Below are 13,951 nucleotides of genomic sequence, written 5' to 3'. Positions count from 1 at the left end.
GCAACGGCTCTTGCGCACGTCTTGTCGCCCTACGGTGACGCGGTGGCGGCGGACGTGGTCCTCGGGGTCAACGCCCCAAGTGCCGCGCAGTTGGACGGGGTCCGGGCGGAGGCGACGGTGATCGCCATGTTCTCCCCGGCCTTCGACCCGGCGGTGGTCGAGGATTTGGGCCGCCGCCCCTTCACCGCGGTCTCGATGGACGCCGTGCCGCGCATCAGCCGGGCGCAGTCGATGGACGTGCTGTCCTCGATGGCGAACATCGCCGGCTACCGGGCCGTCATCGAGGCGGCGCACGAGTTCGGCCGGTTCTTCACCGGCCAGGTGACGGCCGCGGGCAAGGTGCCGCCCGCGAAGGTGCTCGTCGCGGGCGCCGGCGTCGCCGGCCTGGCGGCGATCGGCGCCTCGGGCTCGCTCGGCGCGATCGTCCGGACGACTGACCCGCACCTACGGCAAGCCCCGTCCGCCTGCGGTTCGTCCTCGAATCGGCCCTGACCTGCGAAATGTTCGACACCAACGGCGCCACTCCGCACCGGGTGGCCGCGGCCTGCTGCTCGTCGCCCAGCTCGCCAAGCGCCGAGGCGCGCATCACGGCTGCGAGGGCAAGTCCACCCGGGCCGAGCAGGCGTTTCCGTAGGCCGACGCATCCTGTCGGCCGCGAGTCCCGAGTCGGCCTCGTTGACAACGAGACCTTGACTGCAGTCGACGGACAGCTAAACTCGAATTCGATTTGATACCGAACTCTCGCCTTCGGCTCTTCAGCCGTCCGCGACACGGAGGTCGCCGCGCGTACCCGGCGACGACAACAGAACGGAGCGGGTCATGACCCACTGTTATGACGTTGTGGTGCTCAAGGCCGGAGTCGTCGCATGACGGCGCGGCGGGTCGTCTTCATCGGCGCCGCGGGCGAGATGTGCAAGGTGGCCATCGAGCGCTTCGCGCGAGCGGGCGGCGACTTCGAGCTCATCCTGTGCGACATCCGGCCCGAGCTGCTGCAGCCGCTGGTGAAGAGGCTGCCGGCGGGCCGGGCCAAGGTCCGGCGGCTCGACCTCTACGACCGCGAGGCCCTTCTCGACGTGGTGAAGGGCGCCGCCCTGGTCGTCCTGGGCGCGGGCCCCTACATCCGTACCTCCGAGCCCGTCATCACGGCCTGCATCGAACTGAAGGTGCCGTACCTCGACTTCGACGACGACGTCGAGAGCACCCAGCACGCGCTGAGCCTCGCCGACAAGGCGCAGAAGGCGGGAATCCCGCTCTACATCGGCTGCGGCGCCTCGCCGGGCATGAGCAACGTGCTGGCCGTCGACGCCGCGAACGAACTCGACACCGTCGAGGACATCGAGATGTTCTGGACCGTCGGCGACGAGCGGCCGGACGTCGGCCGGGCCGTGCTTCAGCACCTCATGCACATCGCCGCCGGTGAGTGCCTGACGTGGGAGAACGGCGGGCCGGTCGTCCACGAGTCGTACGTGGAGACCGGTACGGCGCCGATGGGCGGCGGTCTGGGCGAGACCCTGCTCTACGAGACGGCCCACCCGGAGCCCGTCACCATGCACCGCCGTTATCCCGAGGCCCAGCGGATCCGCTGTCTGGGCGGCATGGACCCGGCCCCCGTAAACGGGCTCGTCAAGGGACTCGGGCAGGCCATCGAGTCGGGCCGGATGACCTCCGACGAGGCGGTCGACTTCATGATGTCGATCGTCAAGAGCCGCTTCGGCACTCCCGTGGGCTGGCGCCACGCCCTGGGCGGCATGATCACCCAGGTCCGCCGAGGCGAGAGCGGAACGGGAGAGCTGCTGAAGTTCCTCGGAGCCTCGGCCGTCCGGCGCCGCTACACCTGGCGGGGCGGCCTGCTGGCCCGCGTCAGCGGCACCCGGAACGGGCGCCCGGCCGTGGCCGTCCGCCGTACGCCGGTCAGCGGGCCGGGGGCGTACCTCGTCGCCAGCATGGCGACGGTGACGGGCACCGCCTGCGCCGCGTTCATGGTGCTGGCGCTCGACGAGGCCGGCAAGCGCGCCGGTTCGTTCGCCCCGGAGGACTGGGCCGAGCCGGAGTCCTTCTACAACGCCCTGGAGCGTGTGGGCACACCGCGATACGAGATCGTCGAGTCGGTGCGCTAGGGATCGCCTCCGACCTGACCCTGGCCAGGGCATCGCTGCGACCGTGCACTCGGAAGGTTCGGGTGCAACGGTGCCCTGGTCGCCCCACCCCTGCAGGGCGGCTGTGCACAACGCCTGCCGCCGGGCCGGCCGGAGCGCTCCGTCGCAGGGGGGCTATTCCGCTCCGCGTCGGGGCTCTCCCTTACGGGAGGCCCCCACCCACCCTCCGCACTCCGTCACCGACCGCACCACGGCCGCCACGAGGCGCTCACCCGCCCCCTGCTCTCCCGCTCTCCCAGCAAGGGCCCCGCGGGCTGCCAGTCAAGCACCAACCCCTCGGTGCAGCACCTGAACCGGTCAGCCGGCGCGGACCAGGTTGCGGAGATCGAGCGAACGGGTTCTGCACCACGCACCGCACGCGCGCCGTCCGGATGTCATGGAGTCGGCGACTCCAAAGTTATCGAAATCGATTACAGTTTTAGTTAATGCACGAGGAACAGGTACAGGGAGTCGCGAGTCATGGCCGCAGTGCAACACAGTGACGAGGAGACCTGCGACGTCGTGGTCATCGGCGCGGGAATGTCGGGCCTCATGGCGGCGACGACCCTCGCGGGCAAGGCCGACGTCGTCGTGCTCGAAGCGGCGGACCGGCCGGGCGGACGCGTCGAGACCGTCCGGAAGGGTGACTACTGGATCAACGTCGGCACCCAGTTCACGGAGGGGACCGGGCCGTTGATCGACGCTCTCCATCGGCACGACATCGAGATGGGTTCCCTGGCCGACACGAGCGTGGCGCTGGTACTCAACGGGACACTGGTCGACACGTCCAATGTGCTCGCCCTCATGTTCCGCACACGGATGAGTCTCAAGGACCAAGTCGGCCTGGCCATGGTCGGTGCCCGCATCCTCTCGGCGGTCCCGTTCCTGGAATCGGAGAGCCGTCTGGCGAAGAAGGTGCGGGCCAGGCTCGACAGGCGTCCCGCGTCGGACCTCCTGCGCGGCGTCCGCTCCGAGGTGACTCGGGCCGTGGTCCGGTCCTGGTCGGGTCAGTGGATGGGGTGCGAGCCGGAGGAGACGGCGGCGACCCAGCTCGTGACCTCGATCGGAATCGCCCTGACGGACCCGGCGAAGGTGCCGAACTTCGCCCTGCCCGTCGGGGGGAACCAGACCCTGACCGACGTCCTCGCCTCGGACCTCGGCGAACGCCTCCGGCTGGGCTCCGCCGTCCAGTCCGTGAAGACGAGCGAAGACGGCGTCGTCGTGGACTACGTCGCCACGGGCCGCCCCGCACGGCTGCGCGCGAAGCACGCCATCGTCTCGGTCCCCAGTGACGTCGCGCTGCACATCCTTCCGGAACTCCCGCAGACGTACCGCGCCGCGTTCGACGACATCCGCTACGGACGGTACGTGGTCGTCGGCTTCTTCACGGAAGAGGAGGGGCCTCAGCCCTGGGACGGACTCCTCGGGGTCTCCACACCGCAGCTCTCCTTCCAGGCGGTGTTCAACCACGCCGCCGCCCTCCGCAAGAACGGTCCACGGAAACCGGGCGGCGCGCTGGCGTGCTTCGCCGGCGGCGCCTCGGCCGACGCCCTCTTCGAACTCTCCGACGAAGAGATCGTCGCCCGGTTCTCCAAGGACTTGCTCACGGTCTACCCCCAGCTCGCGGGGAAGCTCGGGGAGGGAATCGTGCGTCGCCACCAGCGCGTGGTGCCGTTCTGGGCGCCCCGAGGACGCGAGTCGCTGCCGACGCTGCGCGCGCCCCTCGGACCGATCCACCTGGCCGGCGACTATCAGCTCGACATGCCGTCACTCGCCGACGCGGCCACGTCCGGCGAGAACGCGGCGAAGGCGGTTCTCTCGAGTCTGGACCACTGACCGTTCCGCCCGGGCATCCCGGCGCCCGGGCCGAGTGCGGCGCACACGGAGTGCCGAGGCCGACAATCACCCCGCCTGTGAGGACGTCATCCTCGGCTTCGGTCCGGAAAGCACGCCCAGGTCGGCTGGCGCAGCCAACGACGAAAACCAGCTGCGGCCGCACCAATGAGGCGGATCTCGCTATACGCCTCATGGGCCAAAGTGGGTTTGTTCATGAGCCCTAAACGTACGCCCAGTCGGGCGTAAATCTCGACGACAACCATCAATTTCATCCCAATTGCCAGGCTGCGGGTTGAATTCATCAGGAACCCAGCTAGCGGGGGGACCTTTACACAGGAGGAAGTCGTGCCACGAATCCCCGCCGCGGAACGGCGCGGCGTCTTCATCGAGGCAGCGGTGAAAGTCATCGCGACGCGGGGTATCGACGGCGCCACGACCCGGCGGATCGCCGAACAGGCCCAGGCACCCCTGGCGACGCTGCACTACTGCTACCGCACCAAGGAAGACCTGATAGCGGACGTCTACGATTTCACGGCCCGCAGATTCCGCGATGTAGTCAGGGGCAGCGCTCCCCATGCCGACCGGGCCACGACGGCTCGACGACTTCTCCGCAGGCTGATGGAGTGCTACCTCGAATCAGCCGACTTCGCGACGACGGCGCTGGAACTCACCGGCTGGGCGCGGCGGCGGCACGAAGACCGCAGCATCAGGGTGTACGACGGGGCCGTCGAGGCCATGCGCACAGTGCTTCGGGGCACGGCCTCGAGCCCCCCGGCCGAAGCGGAAACCATTGATGAGATCGCCTATGCCATCGCCACCTTGGCTGCTGGCTTCGCCCTGAACTGGCTTGCGTACGCGGATCAGTCCACCGCGGTGAAGCAGATGGAGATCACCACGTCGATACTCGACAGTTGGCTGGCAGATCGGCTCGTGTCCGTGCCGGCAGCACCTGGCTGACCGCGGACCCTTCACCACGAAGTGGAACGCATCAGCCGGCTCTCCGGCCATGAGAACCGGCTCGCGGACGTCCATGGCCTCCTGCGATGGCAGGAGGCCATGGCGCGTACGACCGGTCCAGCAGTCGGGACGGCCGTAGGGCAGCTTTCTCGACGATGGGGCTGCACTGACTCACAGAGGTAGGTCGAGGACGTCGACACCGACCACCCTGTCGCTGTAGAGGGCGCACACCGACTCGGCCGGCCCGTGATCGCCGACCCGCGCCTCCGGCGGCAGATCCGCGAAGAGCTGCCTCACCCGCCGTCGCTCCATCCCCTCGGTGAAGCAGCCGCCCGGGCCACGCAGCAGACAGCCGTCCTGCGTGGTGCCGTACTTGGCCGCGTACCGCTCGATCGCCTCCCACACCGACCACGGCAGCAGCGTCTCCCCGGAACTCCGCCGCCTTACGGCGCTTCAGCTTCGTCGGCCTCAGCGTGTTGGAGTGGGTCTACTCGGGCACCCCGTAGTCGTCCTGGGCCACGACGTTGTGGACGCTCACCGCTCGCGCCTTGCCGTCGCGCAGGCCGCAATCTCGCAAGAGGGTCTTGGGGGCCGTGAATCGGCGCTGTCGCCGGGGTGACGCGGCCCTACTGGATGAAGGCGGTCATCTCACGGGCCGTCCGCAGCAGGAGGGGGGCCACCTCGTCCACGCGCCACGGGGGAAGACGGTCGTTGATCGCCGAGATGGTGAGGGCCATGTACGGTTCGACGGTCGCCGACAGGATCGGGGCCGCCAGCCCCGAGACGCCCTCCAACACGGTGTCCCTGTCGAAGCAGTAGCCGCGTTCGCGTACCTGGGCGGTCGCCTGGCGTACGGCCGTCACGTTGTCGCCGAGGTCCAGGATGGATCCCCGCAGCGTGCGCTGTACCGACTGGTTGGCCCGCACCTGGGCTTCCATGGCCTCCGGGCCGTGCCAGGAGAGCAGGGCGATGCCGGCGTAGGTGACGCCCAGGGGCATCGTCTCGCCCACGTCGACGAGCCTTGCCCGGATGGGGTAGGCGCCCTCGCAGCGCGTCAGGTAATGCACGCCGTCGAACCGCCGGATGGCTACGTAGACGGTGTCCCCGGTCTGCTGGGCGAGGCGCTGGGCCGCCCTCTCGATGTTCCCGAGGTCGCGGATCGGGCTGGGGGCGCCGAGGCCCAGCGTGTAGAGAGCCGGCCCCAGTCCGTACCGCTTGCCGGAGCGCTGTTCGATGAAGCCGGCCCCCATCAGTTCCTGGAGAATCCGGTGCACCGTAGGGCGGGCGATGCCCGTCGCGTCGGCGACGTCGAGCAGACGAGCCCCTTCCGAGCCATGCCGAGTGACCGCGGTGAGGATGCCCGTCACCCGGGAAACCACGCTCGTTCTTGTCGGTTCCATTACGCCTCCCTGTCCGGCCCATACTGCGGTACTCATGCCGCCATCCGCAACGAAGTCCACTCAGTGGAATTCGCGAAAATCTCTTTCTACTGGACACCTTCCTGTGATCGGCACCTCTTGACTTAGGAATAGGTCGAGCCTTTCATCAAACGGGGAGGCGATCCCAGCCGATCCGAATGATCTAGAGCCGCGAATAGTCCACTGAGTGGACTTCTATGCCGTGCACACCGGAAAGAGGAACCGTCATGAGTAAGGTCGAATCAGAGCGCCAGGCCGCCGAGGGGAGCTTGACCGTCGACGGCGCCGAGGTGCGGTACTCCGATTCGGGCGCGGCGCACTTCTCGGGCCAGGGAGACGACCGGGCTCCGATCGTGCTCGTGCACGGCACCGGCGGCAGTACGCAGAAGCACTACGGGTACCTGTTCCCCCTGCTGTCCGCGCGGCAGCGCGTCGTCTCGGTCGACCTGGCCCAGCCAGTCCCGGCCGGCGGCACCCTCACGGTCGAGCACCTGGAGAAGCAAGTCGCGGCCGTCGTCGAAGCCGTGCTCCCCGGCCAGGCGGTCACGCTGGTGGGCTACTCACTGGGCTCCGTCGTCGCCGCGGCCGTCGCGGCGCGCCACCCCGAGCTGGTGCGCAACCTCGTCCTGGTGGCCGGGTGGATCACCACGGACGCCCAGCAGAAGCTGCGCAACAAGGTGTGGCAGCAGCTACGCAAGGAGGGCTCGTCCGCGCTCGGCGAGTACACGGCCTTCTGCGCGTTCGGCGGCCCCTTCCTGGCCCTCGCCAACCTCGAGGAGCTGGCGCACACACTCAAGTCCCTCGCCCCGGACGACTTCTACGACCTGCAGATGGCGCTGAACCAGACGGTCGACATCTCCGGGCTGGTCCCGGGCATCAAGGCCACCACGCTGGTCGTAGGCTGCACGCACGACCAGATGGTGCCGGTGCGGCACAGCAAGGCGCTGTTCGGCGCGATTCCCGACGCCCGCTACGCCGAGATCGCGTCGGGGCACGCCGTCGTCTTCGAACGTCCCGCCCAACTGGTCCAGATCATCGACCAGTTCAACGCGTCGCCGTCGCGGCACGCCGCCGGCTCGATCGTTCCCGCCGACCGCCCGTAGAGCCACTCACCCCAAACGGAGATTTCCCATGAACACGCCCACCACCTCCCAGGGCCAGATCACCGAGGACCCCCTCGCCCACGTCGAGGTCGTCATCATCGGCACCGGCTTCGCCGGCCTCGGCATGGCCGCCCAGCTGAAGCGCAACGGCCGAGAGTCCTTCGTCGCCCTGGAGCGCGCGCACGACGTCGGCGGCACATGGCGCGACAACACCTACCCCGGCGCCGCGTGCGACGTCCCCTCGCACCTCTACTCCTTCTCCTTCCGGCCCAACCCCGACTGGTCGCGGATGTTCTCCCCGGGCCCGGAGATCCAGCAGTACCTGCGGGACACCGCCCGTGAGGAGGGGCTGCTGCCGCACATCCGGTTCGGCGCCGACGTCGAGGACGCCCGCTGGGACGCCGACGCGCAGCTCTGGAGGGTCAGGACCTCCAGTGGCGTCTTCACCGGACGCTACCTGGTGACCGGCACAGGACACCTCGCCGACGAGAGCCTTCCCCCGATCCCGGGCCTGGACGGTTTCACCGGCCAGGTGTTCCACTCGGCCCGCTGGGACGGCGAGGTTTCCCTGGAGGGCAAGCGGGTCGGCATCGTCGGGTCCGGTGCCACGGCGATCCAGGTAATCCCCGAACTCGCCAAGATCGCCTCCGAGTTGGTGGTCTTCCAGCGCAGTGCCCCGTACGTCATTCCACGTCCGGACCGCGCCTACAGCGAGATCGAGAAGCGGACCTTCCGCCGGGACCCGGAGTCCATGGCCACCCACCGCTCGGAGATCTTCTGGATGCTCGAGAACTCCTACGCGCAGCGGCGGGCGGTTCCGCAGTACCTCGCCCAGGCCAAGGCGCTCGCAAGCAAGCACCTTGCGAACCAGGTCGAGGACGAGACGCTGCGTGCCAAGCTGACGCCCGACTACGAGATCGGCTGCAAGCGGGTCCTGATCTCCGACCTCTTCTACCCGGCACTGCAGCGGGACAACGTCACGCTGGAGGCCTCGGCCCTCGATCGCGTCGAAGGAGAGAAGGTCTTCTCTGCGGACGGCAACGCCTACGAATGCGACGTGCTGATCTTCTGCACCGGATTCGAGGTCACCGAGCCGCCGTACGCCGCCCTGGTCCGGGACGCGGAGGGGCTCTCACTCGCCGACCACTGGGCCGAGGGCATGGAGGCCTTCGCGTCGACCACGGTCGCCGGCTTCCCCAACCTGTTCATCATCAACGGCCCCAACACGGGACTCGGCCACAACTCCATCGTCTACATCATCGAGGCCCAGATCGACTACGTCCTGGGTGCGCTCGAGTGGAGCAAGGCCCATGGCAACCGCGTCGTCGACGTGCCCGCCGAGGCCCAGGCGCGGTACGTGGACGAACTCCACGAGCGTAGCCAGGGCACCGTCTGGCTCAGCGACGGCTGCAAGAGCTGGTACGTCGACGAGCGCAGCGGCCGCCTGACCATCGTCTGGCCGGAGTTCGCGCACGAGTTCCGGTACCGCAACGGCACCTTCGACCCGACCCCGTACACCACCGCCGAGCTCGCTACGCCCGCGTAAGCACCATGGGGCCCGGTAGAACACCGGGCCTCATCCCTCACGGCATGTCCGAGCACCACTCCCACTGCGAGAAAGAGTCCTGAGGACCACGGGGCACCCCCGCCGACAGATTACGAGCTGGTGCGTGCTAGCGGCCGAGGGGTGCTCGCGCGAGGGTGGGGTGATCCAGCCCGTGGTGATCATGATCAACCGGAACATCCTCGCGCATCAGCTGTTCACGGATGTCTCCCGGCATCATCTGGGCTGCTCGGCCGAGGGCGTCGAGCTGCGACTGGACGGTTCGGAGCCGTGTTCCTAGGGTGTGCCGCGCTTTGTCAAATCCCCCTGGTGCCGGGGAGGCGTCATCTAGCGTCTGCTCTGTCGCGAAAGGCTGGAGGGGGCGCTGATGAGCGGAAGCGGCGGGAAACGGAACCGTGTTTCACCCAGGGCGATCCTCGCTGTGTGGGTGCGCAGTGGAGGCAGGTGCATGCTGTGCAACGCGTATCTGCTGGAGGGGGCCATGTCGGGACGGACACTGCCTTTGGGGGAGGTCGCGCACATTGTCGGGCAGAGCACTGATCCACGCTCGCCGCGCGGCGGGGATCCGTTGGACATAGCCCTCCGGGATGAGGCAGACAATCTGATGCTGCTGTGTGCCCAGCAGCATATGGAGATCGACGCGAAGGCCGCTCTGGACGTCTTCACCGTCGAGTGGCTGCGCCGTGTGAAGCAGCAGCACGAGGATAGGGTCAGGCACCTGACCGCGCTGGGACCGGAGAGGGCCACCACGGTGGTGCGGATGGTGGGGTCGGTGCACGGCAATGCGGTGGAGCTGTCGCGGGAAACCGCTGCCGACGCAGTGACGGCGGGCCACCGGTTTCCTTTGTACCTGGAGTCCTACACCCGGCATGGTGTGGAGATCGATCTGCGGCACACTCCCGGCGAGCAGGCAGCCGCTGCCTGGGATGCGGAGGCCGCCGCCGAGGCGAGCCGCCTCTACTACCGGCAGGCGGCCAAGGTCATCGACGGCGTGGTCCGCGATCGGCTACGGCCGGGGATAGAGCGGGAATCCGTACAGCACATGAGCGTGTTCGGGTTCGCACGTCTGCCGTTGCTGGTCTATCTGGGGTCGGTCTTGGACGACACCGTGCCCACGGACATCTACCAGCGTCACCGGCACGAGCAGTCCTGGGCATGGCCGGCCGAGAGCGGCCTGGTCACCGAATTCACCGCGCGTCCGGTTCAGGGTGGGCCGCACGGACACGAGGCTGTCGTCGTGATGAACGTCTCAGGGGTCATCGCCCCCTATGAGATTCCGCAGGAGCTTTCGGCGCTGCGCCGCTACGAGGTCAGGCCGGTGAATGCGCAGGCCGGTCCGGACATACTGCGGTGCCGGGCATCACTGCGGCAGCTGGAGGTGACGCTGCGGATGTTTCTGGCACGGCTGGAAAGGGAGGCGAAGTCGCTGCGCCGCCTGCATGTCCTGCCTGCCGTTCCCCTCTCCGCGGCTGTCGTCCTGGGCCGTGCTCACCATCCGCAGGTGCACCCGCAAATGGTGATCTACGAGCGTCTGGCGGGCCGCTATGTGTCCACCTTGGAGGTGGGGCAGGTCCGGGCTGATAGTGGAATGGGACGCCGGGCGGCATCCCATTCTTCGGGTGCGGAGGTGTAGGGCCGCGGCACGGCGTGCGGGGTTATGGGGAGCTGTGCCGGAGGGCGGCCGGGGTTTGAGCGGCCTGCCGCCGAGAGCCGACAGCTTAGCGGGGCCGGCAGCCCTGCCGGAATGCAGGGCTGCCGGTTCAGCGGCGCGAGGGGGGTGCTCCTTACCCGGTGGGGTAGGGGATGAAGCGGTGTGCCGGGGCTGCCCCGGAGTGAGGCTGAGCGCATAGGTGGGTTCCGGATACGGGGTGACGCATCTGGGTGCCCAGCATGTTGATCAGGGTGGCGGTGGTGGCCATCAGGTCGGCGGCGGAGCCGTGGAAGGTGGGAGTGGAGCAGCCTCGTGTGGGGCGCAGTTCCTCGCCCGGATCGGGTTCGTCCCACAGGGCGTGGTATGCCTCGAGGCTCGGGTCGTTGAGAACGTGACCCCCGACGGTGTGGTCAATGGCGGACAGGGAGGTGGGGGTGTCGGGGGCGGCGATGGTGAGGATTCCCAGACTGGCGGTGAGGCTGTCCGTGGCGAGCTGCGCCAGGACGGCTTTGCGGTAGGGCTGCTGGGCAAGGAGGTCGAGGAAACGTCCGGCGGTGATGCTGACGGTGGCGTCGATGACGAGGTCGGCTTGGTCCGCGGCTTTCAGGAGGGCGGGGTCGGGAGGCGGGGCGGCAATGTCGATACGGAGGTCGTCGCGGAGGGTGCGCAGGCGTGAGGCCAGAGCTGTCGCCTTGGTCATGCCGAGGTGCTCTTCGGTGTAGTTCTGCCGTACCAGCAGGCCGCCGGTGACGCGGCCGGGGTCGCTGAGGGTGAGATGTGCGGCCCCGGCGCGGGCCACCATTTCGGCCGCCCAGGAGCCGATGCCACCGCAGCCCCAGATGTGGATGTGGCAGTCCTGGAAGACGCGGACGGGGCGGAGGGTGTCGCGGCGGGTGGTGACTTCGGGGCGTTCGTCGGAGAGGTAACACCATGCGAGGGGGACGTCGGCTAGCTCCTCGGGCAGGCTGCCCAGGCGGCTGGGGGTCGAGCGGCGTGCGAGGCGGCGCAGTGTGTCGGCGGCCTGGGGTGGCAGGCGGCCGACGAGGAGGAAGACGGGTGTCGCGGGGGCGGTAGGGTGCCGGACGGCCAGGACGAAGTGCTGGGGGGTGTCTTCGGGGTTGCGCAGGGCACTAGCGGCGAGTGCGGTCAGCAGCGCCGGGGAGGCAGCATCGGCCGTTTGCGGGTCGTGGGCGGTGGGGGGACGGGTAAGGGTGAGGAGTTCGGCCAGGGTGCTGCCCGCTCCCAGGGGCAGGGTGTCCACGGGCAGGATCGGGGTGCGGTGGCTGTGGGGGTCTGCGGGGGCGCAAGTCAGGTCGAGCCGGTCGGGGGTGCGCTGGGTGAGCCAGGCTGTGGCCGGCCGGTGCGGGACGGGCTCTCGTACGACGACGGTGGCCGTGCCGGGTGTGTGGTGCAGGACGCCACCGACGGGGTGGTAGAGGGCGGTGGCGGCATCGAAGGCGCCGGCTGCGGCGTCGGTGAGCCACTGCCACAGCCGGTTGATGACGGGGGTGATTCCGGCGGCGGGGTCCCATTCGCGGGCCGGGTCGAGGTAGAGGCACAACCGGTTGCCCTGCAGGACGTGCGGGGTACCGGCGAACCGGATGTGGGAGGTGCGCACCTGGGGCGGGATCATCGGGGTGGCGGGCAGGGTGAGAAGGAAGTCCTCGCTCTGCTGGAGCGGCAGTCCTCCTGCAACGTGGGGCATGTTGCTGGTGCGGACACTGATGGGGACAGTGACCAGGCCGTCGGTGCCGGTGCGGGGGCGGCCGGTGATGCGCAGGTCCGGTGCGTGCGCGGCGGCCAGCGCGGTGAGCTCCTCCAGCAGGCGGCGCTGGGAAGGGCTGGGGCGGGCCGCGGGCGGCTTGTGCTTGGTCATCCGGCACGCCCGGTGCGAGACGTCGTGGTGATGAGCAGCGGGGTGGCGAACTTGGCCGCCGCCGGGGTGAGGGAGGCGGCGGGACGCGGCTGGTCAGGGAAGGCGTCGCCGAACAGCTTGCGCCACAGCCGCACGCTCCGGTCGTAGTCCGGCTCGTCGTATGCACCACGGATCTCGCGGGCGTGGGTGTGGATGCGGTCCCGGAAGTAGCTGTAGGTCGCCTGATCCCAGCGGTGGTCGAAGGTGACACCCGATCCGGAGGGGTCGGCGATGGAGGGCTTGTAGGGGCGCGCCTGCAGCCAGCGGTCGAGGTCCTCGACGATGGTGAGCAGGGTGGTGGGCACGTCGCTGTAGCAGCCGGGGTCCGTGAGCGGCTTGATCTCCTCGACGCGCTCGCCGAGCAGGGTGGTGAGGATGATGGAGCGAGTACCGGTGAAGGAGCCACGGTGGTTGCGCAGGTACTTCATCAGGCGGATGACCTTGCGCAGGTTGTTGTTGGCGATGCCGTCCTTCTTCTGCATCCAGGCGGTGAACCCGGCCGGGTTGGCCTGCTCCCACGTGTTGGCGTCACGGTTGACGATCACCTCGCGGCCGTCGGCCAGCTGAAGGTAGGGGACGATGTCGACGTGCATGGAGTTGGCGTAACTCAACTGTACGCAGCGGCACTTGCGGGTGTGAGGCATGGCGCCGTAGATGCTGTGGCGGTGGAGTGCGGCGTAGACCTTGTCGATGTAGGTCTTGGGGCTGTCGGCCCACTCGGTGTTCTCGGTGAGGTGGAGCATGAAGTCGGCGTCGAACTCACTGTCGCCGACCGGGTTGATGATGGTGCGCTGCGCCCAGGACCCCTGGGGCTTCTTGCCGCGGATGAGCGGGCCGAGTTCGGGGTCGGCCTTGAGGGCCTGATAGATGGCCTCGACGCGTACGTCGAGGAGGGTGAGCTTGGCCTGGCTGAGGTTCACGGTGTTCTTGAGGAAGGTGTCGAAGTTCTTGCGGCACTGCATGGCGAGGGTTCCTTTCTGCGGCGAGCCGGCTGAGGGCTCGGGGTGACGAAATGGGTTTGGGGCATGCCGACGGGAGCCGTGACGGCACAGGGCATGAAGGGATCGGGAAGGTCCGGGAGCTTGCCCATGAGGGGGCGCACGACTGCGGACATGGGTGGGCTTGCGCGAGGGGCCTGGTGTGGGCTCGCGGAGGAGGCCGACCATGGCACTGGGCAGAGGGTCGGCTGATGCGCGGCATCAGCGGATGGCCTTGGGTGACGGCTGGCCATCGAGTGGAGCCGGTGCGGTCCGGTCGACGATGCCGACCATCACGGCCAGGCACGCGTACGCGGTATCGCCCAGGGGGGGTGGTCTGGCCCGTCAGCCTCACGCCGAGCAGCGGCCACCCGTTACACACAGAGACCGTCACT

General features: G+C 68.7%; 10 protein-coding genes and 1 pseudogene. 7 read left to right on the top strand and 4 right to left on the bottom strand.

Features of this window, described 5'->3' with window-relative positions; genetic code table 11:
- Positions 1-6: 6 nt before the first annotated feature.
- The 4 genes and pseudogenes from ABFY03_RS33055 to ABFY03_RS33040 all read left to right on the top strand — a co-directional run.
- Positions 7-441, top strand: a pseudogene (locus tag ABFY03_RS33055) (Re/Si-specific NAD(P)(+) transhydrogenase subunit alpha); the annotation flags it as partial.
- A gap of 425 nt (positions 442-866) precedes the next feature.
- Positions 867-2,117, top strand: coding sequence for a saccharopine dehydrogenase family protein (locus ABFY03_RS33050; RefSeq protein WP_346171601.1), 1,251 nt, complete (start codon positions 867-869; stop codon positions 2,115-2,117).
- Between the two features lie 498 nt (positions 2,118-2,615).
- The gene (locus ABFY03_RS33045) at positions 2,616-3,971 is read left to right on the top strand and encodes a flavin monoamine oxidase family protein (RefSeq protein WP_346171600.1); all 1,356 of its coding nucleotides are present in this window, start codon (positions 2,616-2,618) and stop codon (positions 3,969-3,971) included.
- A gap of 345 nt (positions 3,972-4,316) precedes the next feature.
- Positions 4,317-4,928, top strand: coding sequence for a TetR/AcrR family transcriptional regulator (locus ABFY03_RS33040; RefSeq protein WP_346171599.1), 612 nt, complete (start codon positions 4,317-4,319; stop codon positions 4,926-4,928).
- A 171-nt stretch (positions 4,929-5,099) separates the two neighbouring features.
- Here ABFY03_RS33040 and ABFY03_RS33035 read toward each other — a convergent pair whose 3' ends face one another.
- Together ABFY03_RS33035 and ABFY03_RS33030 are read right to left on the bottom strand one after the other, a co-directional pair.
- Positions 5,100-5,333 (bottom strand): hypothetical protein, encoded by a 234-nt coding sequence (locus ABFY03_RS33035; RefSeq protein WP_346171598.1) that lies wholly within the window; start codon positions 5,331-5,333, stop codon positions 5,100-5,102.
- Positions 5,334-5,554: 221 nt separating this feature from the next.
- Entirely contained in the window at positions 5,555-6,295 is a 741-nt protein-coding gene (locus ABFY03_RS33030) for an IclR family transcriptional regulator (protein WP_346171597.1), read from the bottom strand.
- Positions 6,296-6,573: 278 nt separating this feature from the next.
- On the opposite strand from ABFY03_RS33030, the gene ABFY03_RS33025 reads away from it, so the two are divergent.
- The 3 genes from ABFY03_RS33025 (at position 6,574) to ABFY03_RS33015 (ending at position 10,646) form a co-directional block, all read left to right on the top strand.
- Complete coding sequence (locus ABFY03_RS33025; RefSeq protein ID WP_346171596.1) at positions 6,574-7,449, top strand: alpha/beta fold hydrolase; 876 nt, start codon at positions 6,574-6,576, stop codon at positions 7,447-7,449.
- A gap of 28 nt (positions 7,450-7,477) precedes the next feature.
- Positions 7,478-8,995, top strand: a complete 1,518-nt coding sequence (locus tag ABFY03_RS33020) for a flavin-containing monooxygenase (protein ID WP_346171595.1) — start codon at positions 7,478-7,480, stop codon at positions 8,993-8,995.
- A 466-nt stretch (positions 8,996-9,461) separates the two neighbouring features.
- Complete coding sequence (locus ABFY03_RS33015; RefSeq protein ID WP_346171594.1) at positions 9,462-10,646, top strand: SAVED domain-containing protein; 1,185 nt, start codon at positions 9,462-9,464, stop codon at positions 10,644-10,646.
- Positions 10,647-10,797: 151 nt separating this feature from the next.
- Here ABFY03_RS33015 and ABFY03_RS33010 read toward each other — a convergent pair whose 3' ends face one another.
- Both ABFY03_RS33010 and ABFY03_RS33005 read right to left on the bottom strand, forming a co-directional pair.
- The gene (locus ABFY03_RS33010; protein ID WP_346171593.1) at positions 10,798-12,540 is read right to left on the bottom strand and encodes a ThiF family adenylyltransferase; all 1,743 of its coding nucleotides are present in this window, start codon (positions 12,538-12,540) and stop codon (positions 10,798-10,800) included.
- Positions 12,537-13,541: an SMODS domain-containing nucleotidyltransferase gene (locus ABFY03_RS33005; RefSeq protein WP_346171592.1), complete on the bottom strand. Its 1,005-nt coding sequence runs from the start codon at positions 13,539-13,541 to the stop codon at positions 12,537-12,539. The genes ABFY03_RS33010 and ABFY03_RS33005 overlap by 4 nt, the downstream gene beginning before the upstream one ends.
- Between the last annotated feature and the right edge of the window lie 410 nt (positions 13,542-13,951).

It is taken from the genome of Streptomyces roseofulvus, assembly GCF_039534915.1.
In the GTDB taxonomy this organism is placed as follows: domain Bacteria; phylum Actinomycetota; class Actinomycetes; order Streptomycetales; family Streptomycetaceae; genus Streptomyces; species Streptomyces roseofulvus.
This window is presented reverse-complemented; position numbering and strand designations above follow the sequence as displayed.

Bases quoted from the DNA above. Each gene is read 5' to 3' on its own strand.
- ABFY03_RS33015 (WP_346171594.1), top strand. From the start codon at position 9,462: ATGCTGTGCAACGCGTATCTGCTGGAGGGGGCCATGTCGGGACGGACA.
- ABFY03_RS33025 (WP_346171596.1), top strand. From the start codon at position 6,574: ATGAGTAAGGTCGAATCAGAGCGCCAGGCCGCCGAGGGGAGCTTGACC.
- ABFY03_RS33005 (WP_346171592.1), bottom strand. From the start codon at position 13,541: ATGCAGTGCCGCAAGAACTTCGACACCTTCCTCAAGAACACCGTGAAC.
- ABFY03_RS33020 (WP_346171595.1), top strand. From the start codon at position 7,478: ATGAACACGCCCACCACCTCCCAGGGCCAGATCACCGAGGACCCCCTC.
- ABFY03_RS33045 (WP_346171600.1), top strand. From the start codon at position 2,616: ATGGCCGCAGTGCAACACAGTGACGAGGAGACCTGCGACGTCGTGGTC.
- ABFY03_RS33050 (WP_346171601.1), top strand. From the start codon at position 867: ATGACGGCGCGGCGGGTCGTCTTCATCGGCGCCGCGGGCGAGATGTGC.
- ABFY03_RS33010 (WP_346171593.1), bottom strand. From the start codon at position 12,540: ATGACCAAGCACAAGCCGCCCGCGGCCCGCCCCAGCCCTTCCCAGCGC.